The sequence below is a fragment of the Haliscomenobacter sp. genome (assembly GCF_965225875.1).
In the GTDB taxonomy this organism is placed as follows: domain Bacteria; phylum Bacteroidota; class Bacteroidia; order Chitinophagales; family Saprospiraceae; genus Haliscomenobacter.
On the sequence record NZ_CBDDBS010000002.1, the window covers coordinates 1547926 to 1569779 of the forward strand.

General features: G+C 46.2%; 14 protein-coding genes. 3 read left to right on the forward strand and 11 right to left on the reverse strand.

All coding sequences use genetic code 11. The features are described from left to right. Positions 1–6 precede the first annotated feature (6 nt). The 10 genes from ACO08K_RS09020 to ACO08K_RS09065 form a co-directional block, all read right to left on the reverse strand. Complete coding sequence (locus tag ACO08K_RS09020) at positions 7–3198, reverse strand: SusC/RagA family TonB-linked outer membrane protein (RefSeq protein ID WP_421796065.1); 3192 nt, start codon at positions 3196–3198, stop codon at positions 7–9. Between the two features lie 347 nt (positions 3199–3545). Continuing rightward, positions 3546–4712: a TlpA family protein disulfide reductase gene (locus ACO08K_RS09025; RefSeq protein ID WP_421796066.1), complete on the reverse strand. Its 1167-nt coding sequence runs from the start codon at positions 4710–4712 to the stop codon at positions 3546–3548. 144 nt (positions 4713–4856) lie between these two features. Then, on the reverse strand, positions 4857–5570 hold the full coding sequence (locus ACO08K_RS09030) for a hypothetical protein (protein ID WP_421796067.1): 714 nt from the start codon (positions 5568–5570) through the stop codon (positions 4857–4859). A gap of 119 nt (positions 5571–5689) precedes the next feature. Continuing rightward, complete coding sequence (locus ACO08K_RS09035) at positions 5690–6610, reverse strand: DUF1735 domain-containing protein (protein ID WP_421796069.1); 921 nt, start codon at positions 6608–6610, stop codon at positions 5690–5692. A 28-nt stretch (positions 6611–6638) separates the two neighbouring features. Further along, the gene (locus ACO08K_RS09040) at positions 6639–8246 is read right to left on the reverse strand and encodes a SusD/RagB family nutrient-binding outer membrane lipoprotein (RefSeq protein WP_421796070.1); all 1608 of its coding nucleotides are present in this window, start codon (positions 8244–8246) and stop codon (positions 6639–6641) included. An 18-nt stretch (positions 8247–8264) separates the two neighbouring features. Beyond that, on the reverse strand, positions 8265–11357 hold the full coding sequence (locus tag ACO08K_RS09045; protein ID WP_421796071.1) for a SusC/RagA family TonB-linked outer membrane protein: 3093 nt from the start codon (positions 11355–11357) through the stop codon (positions 8265–8267). Positions 11358–11580: 223 nt separating this feature from the next. Beyond that, entirely contained in the window at positions 11581–12423 is an 843-nt protein-coding gene (locus ACO08K_RS09050) for a BT_3044 domain-containing protein (RefSeq protein ID WP_421796072.1), read from the reverse strand. Between the two features lie 103 nt (positions 12424–12526). Further along, the gene (locus ACO08K_RS09055) at positions 12527–13975 is read right to left on the reverse strand and encodes a SusD/RagB family nutrient-binding outer membrane lipoprotein (protein WP_421796073.1); all 1449 of its coding nucleotides are present in this window, start codon (positions 13973–13975) and stop codon (positions 12527–12529) included. A 12-nt stretch (positions 13976–13987) separates the two neighbouring features. Then, positions 13988–17176, reverse strand: a complete 3189-nt coding sequence (locus ACO08K_RS09060; RefSeq protein ID WP_421796074.1) for a SusC/RagA family TonB-linked outer membrane protein — start codon at positions 17174–17176, stop codon at positions 13988–13990. Between the two features lie 223 nt (positions 17177–17399). Then, positions 17400–18119, reverse strand: coding sequence for a pyridoxine 5'-phosphate synthase (locus ACO08K_RS09065; RefSeq protein ID WP_421796075.1), 720 nt, complete (start codon positions 18117–18119; stop codon positions 17400–17402). 111 nt (positions 18120–18230) lie between these two features. On the opposite strand from ACO08K_RS09065, the gene ACO08K_RS09070 reads away from it, so the two are divergent. The 3 genes from ACO08K_RS09070 to ACO08K_RS09080 are packed head-to-tail and all read left to right on the forward strand — an operon-like array spanning position 18231 to position 20646. Beyond that, entirely contained in the window at positions 18231–19154 is a 924-nt protein-coding gene (locus tag ACO08K_RS09070; protein ID WP_421796076.1) for a CPBP family intramembrane glutamic endopeptidase, read from the forward strand. 1 nt (position 19155) lies between these two features. Further along, a complete protein-coding gene (locus ACO08K_RS09075) occupies positions 19156–19989 on the forward strand; it encodes a phosphatidate cytidylyltransferase (RefSeq protein WP_421796077.1) in 834 nt (277 codons plus the stop codon). Between the two features lie 9 nt (positions 19990–19998). Further along, the gene (locus ACO08K_RS09080; RefSeq protein WP_421798302.1) at positions 19999–20646 is read left to right on the forward strand and encodes a phosphatidylserine decarboxylase family protein; all 648 of its coding nucleotides are present in this window, start codon (positions 19999–20001) and stop codon (positions 20644–20646) included. Positions 20647–20781: 135 nt separating this feature from the next. Here the strand turns inward: ACO08K_RS09080 and ACO08K_RS09085 are convergent, their stop codons facing one another. Then, positions 20782–21807, reverse strand: a complete 1026-nt coding sequence (locus ACO08K_RS09085; RefSeq protein WP_421796078.1) for a WG repeat-containing protein — start codon at positions 21805–21807, stop codon at positions 20782–20784. Between the last annotated feature and the right edge of the window lie 47 nt (positions 21808–21854).

The window sequence follows — 21854 nt, forward strand, 5'->3', positions numbered from 1 at the left end:
CCAGTTTTAGAAGGTCAACTTCAAGGTACCACCAATTCTTCTGGCGCTAGGACCTGTCAAGAATTCGAAGCCCAAACCATTACCTACACCCAAGCCCAGGTTGTCTGTATCAAAGTTCAATCCTGGAGGGAAGTGCAGTGCTTTGTACCACAAGTTGGTACCAGAAACAGCCAGAGACAATGTCTTAAATGGCGTTTTGGCCAACATTTTTTGTGGCAAGCTGTAAGTCAAAGAAACCTCTTGCAAACGAATGGTAGAACCATCGTAGATACGGCCTTCGTCACCGAAGAAGTAGAGGTTGTTAAAGGCTACACCAGCAGCGGTGTTTTGGATATCGTTAGGCGTACCATCCGCTTTAACCCCTGGGAAGAGGAAAGTCTGGGCACGGTCGTAACCAACACTCAAACCAGTATCTTCGGTCAAACCACGACCCATCAATGCGCCAGCGGTAGAGCTATACATTGCACCACCGTGACGGTAGCTGATCATGAAGTCGAAGCTGAAACCTTTGTAATTGATGCCATTGATCAAGCTGGTGTTGAACGCAGCGTTAGGGTCTCCCAAAACAACCGGAGAAGCCGTGGTCAACAAGTTACCAGATGCATCCACCAAAACCTGGCCGGCATCGTTGCGGCGGTAACCTGTACCTTTGATGATGTTGAAGGGTTTGCCTACGATGGCATAGTTACCCAAAGCTGCACCAAAGCCAGTGATTTGAACTTCCTGCAAAGTACCTCCCAAGTCAAGTACTTTTGGGGTGTTGCGGCTGAAAGTCAAGGTCATGTCCCAATTGAAGTCCTTATTTTTGACTGGCGTGATGGTTGCGCTCAATTCAATACCCTGGTTACGGATTTTACCAATGTTGATGGTAGTAGAAGTATAACCAGTAGCTGGATCCAATGGAGAGTTGGTGATCAGGTCACGGGTATCGCGACGGTATACGGTCAGGTCGAAGCTCAAACGGTTGTTGAACATTTTGGCTTCGATGCCTCCTTCGTATTCTGTGTGCAACTCAGGCTTGAGGTTGGGGTTACCCAAAAAGTCACTTACCGCGTGGCTTTGTACCGCAGCACCAGCCGCATTCAACCAGGCTCTAGCGGACTGGCCAAGTGTGTTACGCGTTTGGTAAGGGTTGGGGAAACCAGCCGAAGTACCTACACCCGCACGAATTTTCAAGAAGTTAAGGAATCCACCATCCAATCCAGAGAATGCAGAAGTCGGAATGAAGGACAAACTAGTTGATGGATAGAAAATGCGACGATTTTCTTTTTCTACAGTAGATGTCCAGTCGTTGCGACCAGCAAAGTTCAAGTACAAGAAGTTGCTGTAATCAACCGTAACTTCTCCAAAGATACCCATCCGGGTTTGTTCAGAGATACCATCACTGGCTACGTTGTCGATGAAGTTACTGTGGCGGAAGAGGTTACGCGCCAATTGGTTTTGGCTGGTTGCACCATCTTCTTTGTATACGTCGTTGCGCATGTTGCCACCCACGCGGGCAGAAACGTTCAGTTTTGCACCGATCGGTTTGGTAGCCGACAAGATCACCGAGTTGTCCCAAATGGTGTTGTTGATGTTACGTGTGAAGTAAGCACCATTAGGGAAGAATGAACCTGCTCCTTTGTTAAATCGGAACTCTTGGTCTTCGGTGTAGGTATCCAAACCCACTTTGTACAGCAGGTTAACGTCTTTCGCAATTTCAAAATTGAAGGTAGTCGCCGAGAAGATACGGTTTACGACACCAGTCGTTTTGTAGTTTTTCAACACCCAACGTGGGTTAGGAATGTCGTTACCACTACGGAAATACACTGAGCTACCGTCAACTGGGCTTTCGAATGGCCAGCCCATCAAGTCAACCTGACGAGGGGTGTACATTACGTTACCCAATACCGAAGGAAAGTCCAGGGCGTTGTTACCCGTACCGCCACTCAAAGGTGGAGAGAATTGGTCGGTATTGGCAAAGGTAAAGGAGGTGATTACAGAGAGTTTTTTGCTCAGCTTGGCATTCAAACCAACCCCCAGGTTCAACTTTTTCAAGCCGTTTTCTGGAATGTAACCTTCTTCATTGAGGTATCCTGCCGAAACGTTGTAGCTCACATTTTCGCTACCACCCGATACATTCAAGGAGGTGTTGTAAATTTTCCCGGTACGGAAGAAGTCCTTCACGTTGTTGGGGAATACCTGCATTTTGTAAGGCTGTACGGAAGCCACATAATCGGCCATCGCTGCACGCAGTGCCGCGTTGGACAAAAAGGCGTAAGGGTGCTGGGTCAGTGCCGCATTGGTGTTCTGCGAAGGGTAGGTTCTTGCTTCATCCAAGGTTGGGCCCCAGTTGCTGAAGAAGTAACCCAGGTTCTGTTGGAAACCACCTACGTAATCGTTTTGATACTTAGGCAGGTGAGCAGTGTTGGTGAAGTAAGACTGAGTCAGGCTGAATTCAGCTTTGCGGGCTTTTTTACTACCACTCTTGGTAGTGATCAGGATTACCCCGTTCCGGCCTTGGTCACCATATGTTACGGTTGCAGCCAAACCCTTCAATACACTGATGCTCTCAATGTTGTTGGGATCCAGGTCCAAGAAGCGGCTGGAAGCCGATTGGCCACCCTGGGTGAAACCACCCCGCTGGTTGGTATTGGAGTTGAATGGAACCCCATCCACTACAAACAAAGGTTGAACCGAACCAGTAATCGAAGAATAACCACGGATGGTAATGTTGGTACCGGTACCAGATACGCCAGAGGTAGAAGTGATGTTTACCCCAGGTACTTTGCCCTGAAGCACACGACCTACGTCCGCCTGAGGGCGATCCGCAATCAATTCTTCGCCCACGGTGGATACGGCATAACCCAAGGCTTTTTTCTCCCGACGGATACCTTGTGCAGTTACAACCACTTCACCCAATTGAGATGCGCTTTCTTCCAGTGTTACATCGATGATGTTGGAAGTTCCAAGAGTGATTTCTTGGGTAGCATAACCGGTATAACTTACCACGAGGGTAGTTGCACCATTAGGAGCGTTTAAGGAGTAGGTCCCATCTACATCCGTCACGCTACCACTGCTTGTTCCTTTCACAAGGATACTGGCACCGATGAGCGGGCCGCCACTTTTGTCTGTCACTTTGCCGGTAATAGCCCTTTGTGCTACAGCTGACGCCATAGCAAAGACTACCAGCGCAAGCGCTAGTAAGTGTTTTTTCATACTAATCCGATTTTATCTGTTTAAGAAACTAATCCTAACTCAAAATTAAGCCATTGTTTAAAAAAGCAATAACTATTTCTAAATTTTTTAACAATGGCAGAATAAATGCGTAAAACAGTGTTGATAGAGCAGGTATTTTTTCCAGACTATTATTTGGGAATGTTGAAATGCTGTTTGTTTGAAAAAAGAAATACGGGCTAAGCGCCGAATGTTATTGCATTTAGTTAACGAAGCAACTTGAAAATTCGCTGCTTAGTAAAATGGGTTACTAGTTGAAAAAATGACAAATAGCCGACATTTCCTGGGCCTATTTTGTCAAATCTGCCTTAAACTTGAAATTTCAAGCTCTATTTTGCCCGCCTCAGGAAGCCCTCGATGGCCTTTGCATCCATGTTTTTACCAATGACCTTTCCACTGGGTCCCACCAGAATATTATAGGGAATACTGTCAATTTTATAGGTGTTGACCGCCTGACTGGCCCAACCTTTCAAATCAGCCACCACTGGCCAGGGATACTGCCCATTTTGCAGGGTACCATTCAACATCTCCTGGTCTTCATCCAGCGAAAAGGCCAACATATTGAAGCCATCAGGATGGTATTTTTGGTATAGCGATTTCTTTTGCTCCAGATTAAACAGACAGGGGGCGCAATAACTTGACCAAAATTCAAGCAAATAGTAGGCCCCTTTCCATTGGGCCGGGCTTTGGATTTGACCACTGCGATCCACAAAACTGGCGGAGGGCAAGCTATCCCCAATTTCGTATTCTACTTCAAAAAGGGCCAAATAATCTTTCGTTTTTTGGATAAAGGCAGCCAACTGAGGGTGTTGCCTGAATCGTTTTTCCAGGCGGGTGATAAATGCCTTGTGCCCCGCGCGGTCATTGCCAAAATCCAGCTGCTGGGTGATGAACAAAGCAGCCAAGGGGCTAGTGGTGGTATCGGCAAAGTGGAAATAGTTGTCCTTCATTTGTTGACTCAAAATGCCAAATGCGGCGAGCAAGGTAGCCTGATCTCCAATTTTGTTGTTGATTTTATTGTTCAGAATGGTCATGCTGTCTTGCAAAGGATTCTGGATGTGTTGCAAGTTTTGTAAAGCAGTGGAACCCCGAGAGCCTCTGGTCGTATAATTTCGTGGAGCAACGCCATCGATATCGGTTTGGATACTTGCTGCGTCCGCAATGAAATACAAATTGCTGCGCAAATTGGGGATGCTGAGTTGGTACAATGCCTCGCTCCATGGTGCTGGATCCTTCAAGGTAAATTGGGCATCGAGTTGGGCATTTTGAAAGGAGTCTATCAAAGTGGGACCATCTTTATCTGAAAGTCGATACAAATAGAAGGTACAGGGTTGAGCGTTGCGCAAGGAAACCTGGAGTTGGAAGTTTTGGGGTTTGGGGCTGCAGGAGTGGAAGAGGAGGAAAAAGGAAAAAAATAATGCAGTACTCCAGAAGGTTTCAAGCCCCCTTGGGGGCGAAATAGCCTCAGAACCCCCGACCCCTAAAGGGGAGTACATTTTCGGGTGGTAAAAAATGCCGTCTTCCTGTTTGAAAAAAAAGGAGCATTTTGATTTAACGTACAATGTACTCCCCTTTAGGGGTCGGGGGTTGGAAAACATTTGCATGATTTTGCGCTGAATGTACAGCTTAATATATATCAATTACAATCCATTCACCTCATTCGTAAAGGCGATCAAGGTTTTTTCGTCAATGTTTTTCTTCGAGGTCACCAATTTCACGATGATGGCCTGGTGCTGGGGAAATAATTTGAGCAATTCATCGCGGGTTATTTTTTCAAAACCCTTCACTCCAATTTCCGAATCCACAAAATAGTACACACTTTCACTACGATATTGGGTGGAATAATCGCCACTCACATTGCGGGCATAGTCATTTTTATTGACTGGGAGTGCTTTCGAAGTGCGCAATTTCAATAAGGCTATTTTTCCGGTAGTACTTCCTCCCATGAGTTGAAAAAACACCTTATTGGTTTTATCGATTGCAATACTTTTGACAAAACGAACCGAATCGGTTCCATTGGCGATCACAAAACGTCGCACACTATTGTTGTCGGCTACAATCATCATGTCTTCATCGTCTTTACGGAGGTAGAGTTCGTTTTTTTCAAAATCGAAGTTAAATGCGTAACCGTCTTTGACCAGTTCGCTGCCCCGGGACAGCGCCCAGCCTTTGCCCCATTCACTGAGCAGGAAGCGATCGGTTCCGCCTGCATTTTTAAAGTTGGTCTCGCTGGCCTTCGGGTTGGTCGGTGAACTGGCCGCTACGATGAAGTCACGAAAAGAGCGCGCTTGTCCAAAGCCCAGAATGGGAACGCAGCACAGCAGCATTACGCTGAGGAATTGATTTGATTTCATGTCGGAAGATTTTTTATGATTTAACGTATAAATATAACAGAAACTATACAAGTTACAAAAAAAAGCCCATCTGAACCCGCTAAGGCTCAAATGGACTTTTTTATGACTTGCTTGTTAACTTAAAGCTTTTTCCAAGTCTCAAAAATTTCCCGAGAATAGCCCGTCTGCCCTGTAGAACCACCGGCATAGCCATAGTGGAACTTAAAGGTTTTGGTCGCAGCATCATAGGTATTGGGGAACAATGCACTGGTGAATCCACCTGGGCCTGGATAAGTACCATTGCCAAATGGGTTGTCCAGGGTCATGAACCCAGCAGATGGTGCAGCAGGCGTAGAGCCCGCACTTTCCCAGCCACCAACGTTAGCCGCAACATCGAAGCGGAAGCCCCAGCCACCGAGGTCACCTACCTGGCCTTCGCTACGTGTACCAGACACAGTGGACAGGTACTTCGTTGCACTAATGCTTCGAGGTGCACTTGGGTGGTAGAAATATCCGGTCACATTGTAGTTGCCTTCGTAAACGTTTTTCACCAATACAGGGAAAACGATCTGGCGGAAGTTGCTGGCTACAGTTTGGCCAGATGCATCGGTCAGGCGGAAAGCAATCATGTTGCTTTTGGCCAGATCAATTTTATCGGCAAACAATTCAATCGGCACTTTGACCTCCTGTTGGCCTGCAGGAATTACCACAGACAAAGCAGGAAGTTTGTACGCTGCAGCTGGCAGTTCTTCGTACTTAGTACCGAATTTGGTGTTGTAAGCAGCAATGATGCTAGGATCCTTGGCAAAGGTTACGGTGATGTCCTTGTCCAGTGGTTTGCTCCAGGAAACCCGAGCATACAAATCAACGGTTTGTGCGGTTGATTTGAAATCCAGTGCAATCGGATTGACGGACTGCACCGCAGGGAAATTGCCATTGGGAATGAGTATAACGGGTTTGATGGACGTATCCGAGTAATCAGTAATCGGCTCATCTTTCAAGCACCCGCTAAAACTGAATCCAACTAAGGCTATTAAAGCTATTTTAAAAATGGTTTTCATTCGTGTTGTATTTGAAAATTAAACAAAATCAATTCATCCACCAAACTTTGGAGTTGAATTGACTGATCGTTCCCACCGCAGTTACACTAGCAGTGTTCAGGTTGTACTCTATTTGTGGGTACAACAAACGAACGGGCAAAACAGGGCTGGTACGTCCTGGATTCACAGAAAGTGGAATGGCAGGATAGGCACCGTTGCGGCGATAATCGGTCCAAGCTTCCAGTGGGTTGCTGCCGTTCATGGCCAGGTATTTTTGATACAACACAATCTTGAGCTTGTCATCAGCTTTGGCATAGCTCACGTTTTTATTACCATTCTCATCTTGAGTCTGGTACCACTTGTCGAAACTGGCATCAGCAGCAGCTCTGCTCAAATCTACATTCAACCAGCGGAAAGATTCCTTTACCGCAGCCTTATATGCAGCTTCTTTGTCACCTGGCAACCAACCTCTTTGAATGGCTTCAGCCTGTAGGAACATAGACTCTACCGAAGTAAGAATCCAGGCGGCCTGGTCAAACCCTTTCACCAGACCAAAAGAGCTGGCTGAAACAGGTCCAGCAGCAGCAACTCCACCTACTTGAGATACAAAGTTGGCAATTTGGTAAGGATAAGTAGAGTTGTCGATCGGACGGCCATACTCATTACCCCGGTATTCAGCAGGAGCTTCAGTTCTGAAAGGCTCAGCACCGTTGGCAGGGAATGCGTTGGTCGTTTTTTTGTAGAAGTAACCAATCCGAGGGTCGCTATCTGCTTTCAGGTAGCCAATGGCAATTTTGTTGCCTCTCCAGAAGTCAGTGGCCTGGTTTCCAGCGGTATTGAATCCGTATGAAGCATAATAAGCGTTGGCTTTGTCCTGCGTATACGCTGGTTTTGCAGCAGCGTCTTCACCTGTACCCAAGAAGCCAGAACCTTCAGTCGTAATTTTGGCAATTTCCGCAGTGATGTACGCCGCACGATCAGTTCTTGCTGATTGGTGGATGAGGTGGCGTAACTTCAGGGTATTGATAAACTTGAGCCATTTGGTACCATCACCTTTGAAGATGATGTCGCGGAAACGGGCATCTGCACCAATTTCATTGGCGGCGATCGCCTTTTTCATCAAAATGGAGGCAGAGTCCAATTGTTTCATGGATTCATCATAAATCAATTTACCATCGTCGTATTTAGGCCGCACAAACTCTAGCCCTTTCATGGCTTCAGTGTAAGGCACTTTGTCATAAATATCGACCAATTGAACGAAGTTGTGTGCCTTCATAGTTTTGGCAACTGCCGCATAGAAGTTTTCCCCGGCAGCACGTGCTCTCAATTCAGCAAACACGTAATCGTAGGTATTGTCATTGATCCCCGTAAACAAACCAGCTCCGAAGTTCGTGGTGATGTTGTAAGATTGTTCTTCCCCGTTGGGTGAGTAGTTGGCACCGGGTGCCCAGTAACCCAACCAGTTGTTCAAAAAGCCAAAACCAGTACCTACCCGGTTGGCAGTATTGAGCATGGCTTGTGGAAGAATCACCGCCGCGGTCATGTTGCTCTCCACTGCGCGGTTGGGGTCACTGTTGATGTCCAGGTAGTCTTCCGAGCAACTGGCCAGAACGGTGACAAAAAAGGTCAAGATGAAAATTTTGATATAATGTTGCATAAGTTTCGGCATTTGTGGTTAGAAAGTCAGGTTTACGTTGAATCCCATGATTCTGGTTGGAGGCGTCTGACCAACGGTAGTCGTTCCAATGTCGTTACCTGTCGTGTTGGCGAATTCAGGATCCGTCCACTGGTTGGTTTTTGGACGCAGCATCAACAAGTTTCTTCCCACCAATGATACGGTTGCTCTTGAGATGAATTTTCCGCCACCCAACAATTTCTTTGGTACGGAATAAGTCAATGCTACTTCACGCAACTTCCAGAATGCAGCCGAGCTGTAGTAGTTGGTTTGGGTATTGCGGAAACGACCATCCTGCAAGAAGGCGTAGTGTGCGTTGTTTACCGCGATGTCCGTATTTTCAACATAAGTATTACCACCATCTGTAGAGTATACAGAGTTGGGGAATACAAAGCGCTGACGACCATTGGTTGCACTCAATGCAGTAACGCCAGTAAAGTCTGTACTACGGCCAATGTCATTGAAGATGTAGTTACCCCCACGGTATTCTGCTACTATGCGCAAGTTGAACGCCTTGTAAGTCAAGTCTGAATTAACCCCAAAGATGTGATTTGGGTTGGTGTTGCCAAAGGTTTTACTAGTCGTAGCCTGCTTGGGATAACCACTAACAGGATCGATGATGACTTTGCCTTCTGGAGTACGCTCCCAGTCCACCAATTTATGGGTGTAAGCTGGGTATCCTTTGATGACATAAGACGTGTTGCCCACCAACAATTCGTTCAAACCCTCATAAATAGAGATTACTTCTGAGGTATTGTAGGTATAGTTGGCCGACATTTCCCAACGGAAACCACCAGCTTCAATCAAAGGCAGCAATTTCAGGTCAACTTCCAAACCACGGTTGTTAAATTCAGCCGCGTTCAACAAGGCTGAAGTGTAGCCAGTTGAAGAGGAAATTTGGATCGGAACAACCTGATCGTTGTTGTTTTGGAAGTAGTAAGCGATGTCGAACAATACTTTGTTTTTGAACAAACCGAATTCAGCACCAATCTCGGTAGATTTTACTACCTCAGGGCGAATGGTTGGGTTGTTGATTCTATTCTCAGCTGTAAAGCCAGCGAGGGTACCAAATGGGAATCCACCAGCTTGAGAAAAAATTGATTCCAGTGAATAGACACCTAAGTTTACGTTACCCGTTTTCGCGTAAGCGCCTTTCAGCTTGATGGAATTGATGACTGGACCATCGCCCAGGCCTTCAAACAAGTCCGTCAAAATCACCGAAGCACTCACCCCTGGATAAAAATAGGAGCGGTTTTCAGCAGGCAAGCGGCTGTCCCAGTCGTTGCGACCAGTGATTTCCACAAACGCCCAATCGTCGTAGCCAAATGCTACACTTCCGAATACGGAATTCAAGCGGCTTTCTTCAAAAAATGAACTTGCCCCAGGCTCACCAGTACGGTTGGCCACGTTGAACAAAGTAGGAATAACCAAGTTACCACCTGAAACACTGGTCTCCTTGCGAGAAGTCTGGCGGATCAAGTTACCCAACAAACCTTTGATGTTCAACTTACCTACAGTATTGTCTGTAGTCAAGATCAATTCGTTGTTCAAACGATTGGTGAAACCCTGAAAGTCAGACAATGAAGCAGTACGGCCACCACCTGAAGCAAAAGAACGGTGGCTGATCGCAAAGTCGGTATAGTTGACTCTGCGGCTGATGGCGTGGTTTACTGCCGACGTGAGGGTATACCCCATCCGGTTAGTAATACTCATCCACTTGGTAGGCTTCAAAGTCAAGGCTACGTTGCCGAAGAACTCATCCGATCTGCTGTCAACGCGGTTGTTGTAGATCGTTTCGTAAGGGTTAGCAAAGTAATCGTTGTAATAATTATTGCGGTTAGACCAATAATCATTTTGGAAATCCTTGTAGCGGGTAATTGGAATTTGCCCTGGTGCCTGGAATACCTGATCGTAGATGGTAGCTGTCAGTGGAGTCAAATCCGAATTCTTCTGCGTGTAGCCAAAGTTCATTGATGCGTTGAAAATACCTAAGGTCTTCCCGGCATTCAAACGTACGGTGGTACGGTCGCCAACATCACTAGGCATAATGCCTTTGATTTGAACATTCTGTACAGACAAAAAGAAATTCGACTTATCATCACCACTACTTACCGAAACATCATTTTGGATGTTCACACCAGTGTTGAAAAAATTCCTTTTTTCGTCAGGCAAATAAGTATAAGGCAATTCCTGAAGCTGTCCATCTTCAGTAACCTGGCCTACTTCACGGATGGTACCGTCAAACGCTGGACCCCAAGACTGGTTTTCGATGGGATCATAAATACCATCGCCAAAGGAGTTAAATGCAGAACCAGAACCAAAGCGGTCTTGCATTTTCATAAAGACAGAGATGTCTTCAAACAAGGTAGTGTTACCCACTGTGATTTGTGGTTTACCACCTGAAGAACCTTTTTTGGTGTTGACTACGATTACCCCGTTCACCCCTTCTGGGCCGTACAATGCAGCTGCGTTCGCACCTTTCAGTACGTTGACACTCTGTACGTCATTGGGGTTGATGGAGTTGATGAAGCTCAGTGCTACTGGAGTACCGTCTACAACCAAGAGGGCCTGGTTGTTACCAAGCAAGGAGCGAATACCACGGAGTACAATCCGAGTGTCTGCATTCACGCCATTGTTGACAGTAGATACGTTAAGCCCTGATACTTTACCTACCAAACCGTTTTGGAGGTTGGTTACCTTACCTTGGGTAATATCGTCGCCCGCAATGCGTGCAACCGAATAACCTAACTCTTTAGGTTGTTTTTGGATACCCAACGCAGTGATGACCACTTCATTCAAGATCGAACCTTCTTCCAATTGAACATCAATGGTTGAAAGGTTACCAACTTCAATTTCTTTGGTAGTGAAACCCGTGTAGCTCACAGAGATGACTTCTGCTCCGGCAGGTAGGGCTAATGAGAAACTCCCATTTACGTCGGACACTGTTCCGACTGTCGTCTTCAACACAAAAATATTGGCTCCGATGAGCGCTTCACCTTTTGTGTCGGTCACTTTGCCTGTGATGGTTCGTTGCGCTAATGCAGGTACAATAGCAGCGACCACCAGCACAAGTGCTAGTAAGTGTTTTTTCATACTAATTCGATTTTACTTGTTTTGTTAAACCAATCCGTTGCCAAATTTAGATGAATGTTTAAGATTGCAATAACATTTTTTCAAGTTTTTGAAAATTGTTCGCATAAACGGTAAAAAAAAAAGCAGTTCATAGAACAAAAAATGCCCAAAAAAAACAAAGGCTGACCCAATAAAATTGGATCAGCCTTCGAGTACGCTGAATAAAATTAGGCAAGCTTAAAAATTACTTCAGCTTGATTTGCTCTGTCACGATACGAGGAGCAGCAGTATTGTACGAATATTTCAGGAAGAAAGTTTTCGTAGCTGGATCGTAATAGTTCGGCTGGTAATCGGTCTTGAGGCCTGGAGTTACCCCAGATGGATCGATGGTAACTGAATTATCAGCGTTCACGGTTAGTACCATGAAATACCCTGAACCACCCAAATCGCCCAGTTCGCCTCTTACTGCACGTGGACCAACCGTTACAAAATCTTTCACCCGATCGATGGCCCGGTCGCCAGCCGTAGGGTGAGAGAACACCCCTGTTGCCTGGTAACGGCCATCCCAATCGTTTTTGGCTACGATGTTGAACACGGCAGAACCGAGTCCGTCACGTACTTTGTGTCCGCTTGCATCAACGAGGCTAACTGCAATGCCATACTTCTTGGTCAGGTCCAACTTGGTTGGATCCAATTTGATGTTGACACCACGGGCAAACTCGCCTGCACCCAACGTAAACTCCAATGGATCCGTAGTGTACAAGCTGGCGGGCAGTTCTACCATTGCATCTGCGGGGTGAGCTGCATTGAATGCATCTAAAACTGCTTTGTCAACTTTCAGCTTAACGCCTACAGTGCTTTGCAATGAGCTTTCTGAATTGGCATCGCGGAGCAAATCCAGCAAACGTGCCGTTTTTTCACCCGGTGTTGCGGAGAAGCCTACAATGGTTACGTCATTGGCCCCTTCAGCAATGCGTACAAAGTTGTCTCCCTTTCCTTCAATAGGGTTCACAACCTCATCCTCACAGCCCAGGAAGCTCAATGCGCCACCCAGAAGCATAAGAGGAATATATTTAAAAATTTTCATACTTGATCCTTTTTAAGCGTTTAAAAACACTTTTTGACTAACCATATAAGTTTGGGCACAGGGCGCATCACACGCACACCCACACCCAAACTCACACCCTATTTTATTTATCCCACCAAACTTTGGCGTCCTGGGTATCTCCACCAGTCAAACGACCAACAGCAGCGTTATAAGCAGCGCCGTTGAAGTTTGGTTCGGTAGATGGATACGCGTAACGCACTGGAATTTGTTTGCTGGAGTTGGTTGCAAACGGAGTAGGCTTCAGGTCTGGATAACCCGTTCTGCGCCATTCGTACCAACCTTGAGATCCGTTAGGATAAAAGGACAACCAGCGTTGCAAACCAATTTTTGCAGGTGCCGATCCAGTAGACAAGGTAACGCCATCTGCCTGCAGGTAAGCGTCAAACTTGGCCTGGTCGAATACCCCCCACTCTTGCCAGCTCGCTTTGATACCATTAGCATACATGGTAGCAGCACTTTCAGAGGTCCAACCTAGTTGGGCAGCTTCAGCACGAGCCAAAAATACCTGACCTGCAGAAAGGATTACCTGTGGAGCACTTTGTGTGCGCATTGGAGCATCCAAAATAAATGAGAAATCAGGGTGAACGTTGGTGTAAGCAATGGCTGCATCGCGAGTCAGGCCATAAGGCATAGGCACGATTTCACCTTTGTTGTTTGGAGTAGCAAAGGCTTTCAAACGTGGGTCATTCAGCGGGCTCATGGCGTTAACCACGATGTCACTGATCGCCCAGTCTTTACGACCATCATAAAGCAGGAACCAGGTATTTTTGAAAGCGCCACCTGGCCAGCTCATTACGGCATTGTCGGCATTTGATTCAATCACACCAGCGGCAATCGCGCTAGCTGCTTCCGCTTTACCCAAAGTAGCATCTACCTTGGAAATGCGCAATGCCATGATCAGGCGAATCGAGTTGGCGAATTTTTTCCATTTTGCAATGTCTCCATTGTAAAGGATATCACCTTTGGCAGCCAAACCGCCGTCAAATTGAGCGACTGCTTCCTTCAATTCCTTGAACAAATCCTTGTAGATGTCTGCCTGGCTATCGTATGGAACCTGAGCTTCACCCTTCAAGGCACCAGAGTAAGGAATATCGCCATAATCATCGGTCAAGCACCAGTAACGGTATGCCTTCACAATGCGGGCAACCGCCAATTGGTTGGCATTGGAACCGTTAACAGCTACCACAGGGGCAGTTGCCGGATCGGTGTTGTTGTTGATGATGTTTTGCAAATCGTACAATGCACCAGCATATACGCCATCCCAAGCAGGGTTGGAAAAGGTGTACAGCGTTGCTTCGGTATACTGAGTAGCCGAAACATACTGGGCATAAGCACCCGCAGTAACATCACGCAAAGTACCGGCGTTAAAAGTACCGATGATGGAGTTGGTCAGCAACGCCGAGGTAATTGGAATAGTTGTGGCGTTGGGGCTGACGTTGGTATCTCCGAAGTCGGTAATGTCACAGCTGCTTGCTACGAACAATGCAGTGAGCACTACCAAAGCGGATTTATGGAACATGAATCTCTTCATTATTATTTGTTTTTAGAAGCCCAAAGAAATGTTGAAACCAAATGAACGAGTACCTGGGAACTGACCGTTTTCACCATATCTGTCAGAAATTTCAGATGGATCGAAGTCGCGGTTCTTGGAGTAGATCAACCATGGGTTGCGCGCTACCAATGAAATAGTGGCTTTTTGAACATATTTGCTCAAGCCCATTTTTTTCACTGGCAAGTTGTAACCCAGGCTCACTTCACGTAGTTTAACAAATGTCAGGTCATAAACGTTCGTTTCAGCGATGTTGCGGCTGCGGAACTGGTGCCAGTAAGTCTGTGCATCGATGTAACCATCAAATGGAGTACCATCGGCATTTACCGCTTGTACGTGTACACCACCACCGTCAGCAACTGGGTCGCGAGAAGGATTTCCTTTGTCGTTCAATTCAGCAGTACGCTCAAACAGACCAGAGAAAGTTCCCCAGTGGTCAGACAATGAGAAGTACTTGCCACCCTTAGAGAAATCGATGTTGAAGTTCAGCTGGAAGTCTTTGTACGCAATGGTGTTCAAGAAACCACCAGTGAAATCAGGCAGAGCAGATCCAAAATAAGAATCAGGCTGTGCAACGAAGAGGCCACTGGCGTCTACTACGTTTTTGCCATTGAGCTTTTGGATGCCACCACCGCGGATTTGACCCCACTTTTGGCCAACTACGTGTACCAAACGGGCACCAGAAGAAGTACCAAAAGTACCTGTTTCAGCGATGAAGGCGTTGATGCCATCTGCCAATTCAACAATCTCGGTAGTGTTCTTTGCAAAGTTCAGGTTCATGTCCCAGCTGAAGTCCTTGGTAGAAACAGGTTTTGCTTCCAATTGGATTTCCACACCATGACGGTCGATTTGACCGGCGTTGATTTTTTTGGAGGTAAACCCGCTGGCGCCAGCTACAGAAACAGAAAGGATTTCGTTGGTCTTGGATTCATCGTAGTAAGTTACACTCAAGCCCAGGCGGTTTTTGGCAAAACGCAAATCCAAACCAAATTCAATGGCAGATGACAGTGAAGGTTGGATATTTGGATCTACCAATTCGTTGGGGGTACCCATCAGGATGTTGCCATTGTATTGGTCAGCACCAAGGCCATAAGTCAAAGCCAATTGGTATGGATCCAAATCGGAACCTACCTGTGCCCAGCTACCACGGAGTTTACCGAAGCTCAGGAAAGGCAGGGAGTTTTTGGTCAATTCGCTGAATACAAAGCTACCACCAATTGATGGATAGAGGTAAGAGTTGTTTTCAACTGGCAGCGCAGAGCTCCAGTCGTTGCGTACGGACCAGTCTACAAACAACATGTCTTTCAAACCAAAAGAACCACGTGCATACAAGCTGCGTACTTCTTTGTTCGAGCGGAAGTTACCAAAAGCAAATGGCTGCTTGAAGGAGTTACCCAAAGTAAACAAATCGGGTACACTCAGACCATCCACGGTGTTACCCGTAAAGTCCTTGCGCGTGTTTTTCCGAATGTTCCCCCCTGCGTTGATTTCCACAGAAAGCAAGTCGCTGATGCGGTCAGAATAAACGGCCAGCAATTCGTAGTTGTCTTCACGGTTAAAGGTTTGACCAGTACCGTAGAAGGCTTTAAAACCAGTCTGTGTTGCGCTGTTTTGCAAAATTGCTGGGCCTTTGTTCTCAAAGAAAGTATTCGCCTGGTTACGGCGTACAAAGCCTGTAACCCGGAATTTGTCATTGAGTTTGTAGGTCAGGCTGATGTCACCAAATAAACGTTCGCGGTTGGCCTGCTGATCCAGTTGATCAAAATAGCCGAAGAAGTTATACCAGTAGTTGGCACCATAAAATGCCAATGGAGAACTCAGGTAAGAGCCTGGGTTGTTGTGGTTCCAGGAGCCCAGGATGCCTTGAGGTGAACGCATATTGCTCAACTCTTTGATCTTGCTCATGTCCAGATTACGGTGGAACCAGGAGTTGAAGGAACCAGTACTGTTGTTGGAGTAACCGTCTTGAAATTCACCATTTACCTTGGTCGTGGTAAAGTTGATATTGGCGCCTACTTCAAAGTGTTTGCTCAGGTTGAGGGTATTCTGGGTAGACAAAGTGTATTTGTCCAATCCAGAGTTAGGCAACAAACCTTTGGTATTCTGCTTGGTCAAAGATACCCGGGAAGAGAATCCGTCACCAGCTTTTGTGAAGTTCAGGTTGGTGTTGGTACTTACCCCGGTGTTGTAAAAGTCGCGGATGTTGTTTGGCTGAGCGACCAATTTTTCAGTCTTGCCAAAATCTGGTGTACCTACATACCAGGAATACCATGGAATGTACTCTTGGCCAACCATACGTGGACCCCAGCTGGCGTCGTCAGAATAGTCGTGGTAGTACTTGCCTTCGAAAGTTTTCCACTCTTCAGGCATGCCTTGTTCCCAGGAGAACTTGATGAGGTCGGCAGAACCACCACCTGCATAAGCATTCTGGTACTTGGGCAGGATGTACACCTTGTCCAGGAAAGTACTTTGGTTGAACTGGATACCAATACCGGGGCGCTTGGCAGCTTTTTTGGTGGTAACTACGATTACCCCGGCGTCACCACGCTGGCCGTAGATGGCCGTAGCGTTTGGTCCTTTCAACACAGTCAAGGTCTCAATATCGTCCATATTGAAGTCGAGTGCATCTGCAGGAGTACCATCGATAACGTAAAGTGGCGCTTTGTCATTCAAAGAACCAGCACCACGAATCCGAATGGTGGAGTTTTGATCCAATTTAACCGTAGACTGTCCACGCAACTGCACACCAGCTACTTTACCAGCTAGGGCGTTGTTGAGGTTGGTCTGACGGATTACGTTCAGGTCTTCGGCTTTTACCGTTTGTACGGCATAAGGCACTGATTTTTCTGAACGTTTGATCCCCAAACCGGTGATCACGGTTTCTTCCAGTGTAATCCCTGCTTCAAGGGTTACATCCACTACATTAGAGCTGCCAAGTGTAACTTCTTGGGTGTTGTACCCAGTGTAACTAACTACAAGAATAGAGGCGTTGGCGGGAACGGAAAGGCTGTATGTCCCATCGATGTCGGTAACGGTACCGCTGGTGGTACCTTTTGCAAGAATACTCGCACCAATAAGTGCTTCACCTTGCTTGTCGATCACCTTACCGGTAACTGTTCGTTGTGCCCATGTAGCTACAAATGCGAACAGTACCAGCACAAGTGCTAGTAAGTGTTTTTTCATACTATCGCTGTTTTACGTTGAAAAAATAAAATTTCTTTTTATCAGTCGGCGACAAAAAGATGTTGGAATATTACAGCTTGCTCATGAATTTTTGATAATTTAAGGTCGGATAACTCAAAATTTGTCAATAATTAGCCAAGTTTGGCCATTCATTTTATGAATTTCTCATTTTTTATGTAGCAAACCATTTTCGTAAAATGATATTTTTTTTCATATAAGTCAATTACACCAATTGCCGCAAGTACATCTGGATGGTATTTTGGAGTCCGAAGTATAATGCGTCACAAACCAGGGCATGGCCAATTGATACTTCTTGTAGCCCCAACACTTCATTTTTGTAAAAATTCAGGTTTTGGAGGTTCAAGTCATGCCCGGCATTGATGCCCAAACCTAGATTCACGGCCAGTTGCGCACACTGCGCGTGTTTTTTAACCGCTTCCGCAGGGTTTTTCAAAAAATCTTTGGCATAATGCCCGGTATAAAATTCGATGCGATCGGCACCAACGGCTTTGGCGCCTTCAACCAATCGCTCATCAGCGTCTACAAAAATAGATACCCGAATCCCTGCTGCTTGCAATTCGCCGACTACGTCCACCAAAAAGTCATGGTATTTTAAGGTATCCCAACCCTGATCGGAGGTGAGGGCCTGAGGGCCATCGGGGACGAGGGTGGCTTGGTGGGGTTGTACCTGGGTGACTTCCCGCATAAACCGTGCATCGGGGTTCCCCTCGATGTTGAATTCGGTACTCACGATATTTTTCAGGAGAGGTAAATCATCAAAACGCACATGGCGCTCATCCGGCCGGGGATGTACGGTGATCCCCTGGGCACCAAATGCTTCACAGTCTCTGGCAATTTGGGTGAGATCGGGTAAATTGGAGCCTCTGGAATTGCGGATTAGCGCAATTTTATTGATGTTGACACTTAGACGTACGGTTGACATATTTCATTGTTTTGTGCCTCAGCGCCCGTTGCCGAGCGAAGCCGAGGCACAAAGCTCGATATTTTTTCCCCGATTGATCAAGGACTTTACGTAATTTTACCAAAAAAATTCATGGACTACCCACTCCCGGATTCAGAAATGCCTGTTCAACGTAAAGAGGCCTCTCCCTGGATGATCTTACTTTGCCTGGTTGCATTCATGTTGGTCGGTTTGATTCTTGGTTCGATGCTCGTCAATGCCTTGATGTTTGCGCAAGGTTTGGATGGCTTGGCTTTTTTAGGCAATATGAAAGAGGATGCCAGTTTGCAACAACGCAATTTGGCGCGCTGGGCCAACCTTTTTCCCCATCTCTTTGCTTTCACCGGAGGTGCAGTTGCAGTTGCCTTGCTTTTTTTCAGAGGCAAATGGCTCGAAAAATTACGCTTACAACAATGGCCCAGCTGGTTGTTCATTGGCGGAGGAATTTTGTTTGTGCTGGCCATTTTCCCAGTGGCACAAACCAGTTATTGGCTCAATCAGCAATTGCCATTGCCCATGTGGATGAAAGACATGGAAAAAAGTGCCAACGAGTTGGTCAAAATATTGCTCCACATGGATGGCCCGGCAGAGTTGTTGCTCAATTTGCTCACCGTTGGAGTAGTGGCAGCATTGGGGGAGGAATTGGTTTTCCGGGGAATTGTCCAGCAACAAATGAATAAGTTTGTTAATAACCCAATCCTCAGCATTTGGATCACCGCCATCATTTTTAGTGCCATCCATATGCAGTTCGTTGGTTTTTTGCCCCGCATGATTTTAGGTGCTGGTTTGGGCTATTTGTTTTACTGGTCGCGCAGTTTGTGGTTGCCAATTCTGGTCCATTTTTTGTTCAACAGTTTACAAGTGATTGCTTATTATTTTTTGGGTGAAAAAGCTGATCAATTTTCGCCCGATCAGGCCATCGACAGTCCAAATTGGCTGGGGGGCACTCTGGGCTTGGCCATATTGGTCGTGGTAGGATTCTACTTGAGCCGTTTACATAAACAGCAAAATAGCTAATATGGGAGGTCTTCGATTGAGGGTAATCACCGCCGTATTTTTTGTATTGATTATGCTGGGGGGAGTATTTGGGGGCAAGATTCCGTTTGTGCTACTTTTTGGCTTCATTACGGGCATGTGTTTATGGGAGTTTACGGGTTTGACGTTTTCTGAAGACAATCGCCAGGATTTGATCCGTCGATCCATTGCAGTGGCATTGGGATTGCTTCCTTATGCCTGGCTTAGTGCTTTGAATTTGGGCATTATTCCGGATGATTGCTGGCTGCCAATGCTGATGTGTTTTTTCCCATTGTTGTTTTTGCCCTTTGTCTTTGAATTGTCCCAAGGCAATACCCAGGCTTTTCAATCGGTTGGATTCATTTTTTTGACCATATTATATATAGGTGTGCCTTTTGCCCTTTTGAATGCGATTGCCTTCATTAGCTCAGATTTTTCGTTCCACATTCCCCTTGGCCTGATGCTGATGACCTGGACGAGTGATACCAGTGCTTATCTGGTTGGATCAAAATTGGGTAAAACGCCCCTGTTTCCAAAAATATCGCCCAAAAAAACCTGGGAAGGTTCGCTTGGTGCTGCTTTTTTCACCCTGATTGTCGCCTGGGGTTTGTGGAGATTGTTCCCGGAATTAGCATTCATACATTGGTTGGTATTGGGCTTCATTGTGATCATTTTTGGGTCAATTGGGGATCTGGTTGAATCCAGTTTTAAAAGAGGCATCAACATCAAAGATTCCAGTGGCCTTTTGCCAGGGCATGGGGGTTTTTTAGATCGTTTTGATGGATTTATGTTTCAGTTGCCTTTTTCGGCAGCCTATTTGTTTTGGATCATTAATTAATTAAAAATGATACGCATACATCGCGAAGGTTACCTCATCATTATCCTAGCAAGCCTTTTGCTTGTCGGGATCAATATTTTAGGTGCCTTGTTTTTGCCAATTATTCAGCCCTGGTTGGGCCTACTAAGCCTAGGTTTCTGGGCTTTGATCGTGCAGTTTTTCCGCAACCCCAAACGGGCCATCTCAACATTAGGAGAAGGCATCATCTATGCCCCCGCCGATGGGCAAGTGGTGGTCATTGAAGAGGCAGAAGAAAACGAGTATTTCAAGGAAAAAAAACTCCAGGTTTCCATCTTTATGTCGCCCCTGAATGTGCACGTCAACCGGGCAGCGATTGGAGGCACCGTACAATATGCCAAATACCATCCTGGAAAGTACCTGGTAGCCTGGCATCCCAAGTCTTCCACTGAAAATGAAAGAACTACCGTGGTGATCAAAAATGCCAAAGTAGAAATTTTGTTGCGCCAAATTGCAGGTGCAGTGGCTCGGAGAATCCGGTATTACGTCCAGCCCGGGCAAACCCTGGTGCAGGGTGAAGAATTTGGCTTCATTAAGTTTGGATCACGGGTAGATCTGTTTTTGCCCCTCGATGCGGAAGTAAAAGTAAAAATTGGCCAAAAGGTGAAGGGGAATGTGGATGTGATTGCAGTGTGTTAATCTTAGGTGATTCCTTTGGTGCCTTAGGTTTCTTAGGTGGTGAAAGAAGACCCTGCTCCGCAGGCTTTATTCTTTTTTTACCACCTAAGAAACCTAAGGCACCAAAGGAATCACTTCAGGGAACGATAGTCCTTTTTATCTTATATTTTCTACCCACACTGGCTGCCCTTTGGTATCAATATAGGCCCATTTCCCAGCCGCAATCACCAAGGCTAATCCATTTTTAAAGTTCCCCCCTTGCCGATAGAGCGGCGGAATTACCATTTCTCCCGATCGATCAATATAGCCCCAGGAGCCTTTGCTGTTCACCGCAGCCAAACCTTCTGAAAACACATTGGCATCCTGAAATTGGATGGAAATCTGCTCTTTTCCCCTGGGATCAATGTAGCCATACAATTTGTCTTGTTGTACAGGAGCCAAACCATCGCTAAAATCACCAACTGCACCATATTGTGGGGCTACAATTTCTTCTCCCTTCTGGTTGATGAAGCCAAAAAGATTGTCCCGGCAAATAATGGCCATGCCGTCAAAAAAATCGCCGTTGGAAATTCCTTCTTTGTACAAATATTGGGGTTCACAAAGGGTTTTTCCTTGTCGATTGAGTAAGCCCCATAGTCGGCGATGCACACAAACGGCTACATCCTCCTGATAGGGCATACATTTTTCATAGGGGGTGCTAAAGGCTAAAAAGCCATCTGGCTCAATGAACCCCGATCCTTCGTTCCAGGCTACTGGTGCCAGTCCTTTGCTGAAGGGGCCCGCCCATTCGTACTGGGGTTGTACCACCCAATCCCCTTCCGGATCGATGTAGCCATACTGCCGGCGGCGGCTCACTGCTGCCAGACCTGCATTAAAATCACCAGCCTGATCGTACTGAATATCGATGACAATATTGCATTTTTGATCGATGTACCCCCAACGGTTAACCAGTTGTGCCCGAGCCAAACCCTCTTCAAAATAACCCACAAAATTGAAAAAATGCTTGATCAACAAGCGGCCCAAAGTGTCCATTGGAACCCACTTGTCGTTGAGGCGAATACGGGAGTAACCATTAAAAAAGTCTTCAGCTTCATAATATTGTGGCTCAATAACTACCTCACCTTGTTGGTTGATAAAACCGAATTTTCCTTTTTCTCTGATCTTAAATAGTGCCTGGTCCATAGGTTGCGGGGATGAAGAACGCGGAGCGAAGATAAGGAAAAAGTTGA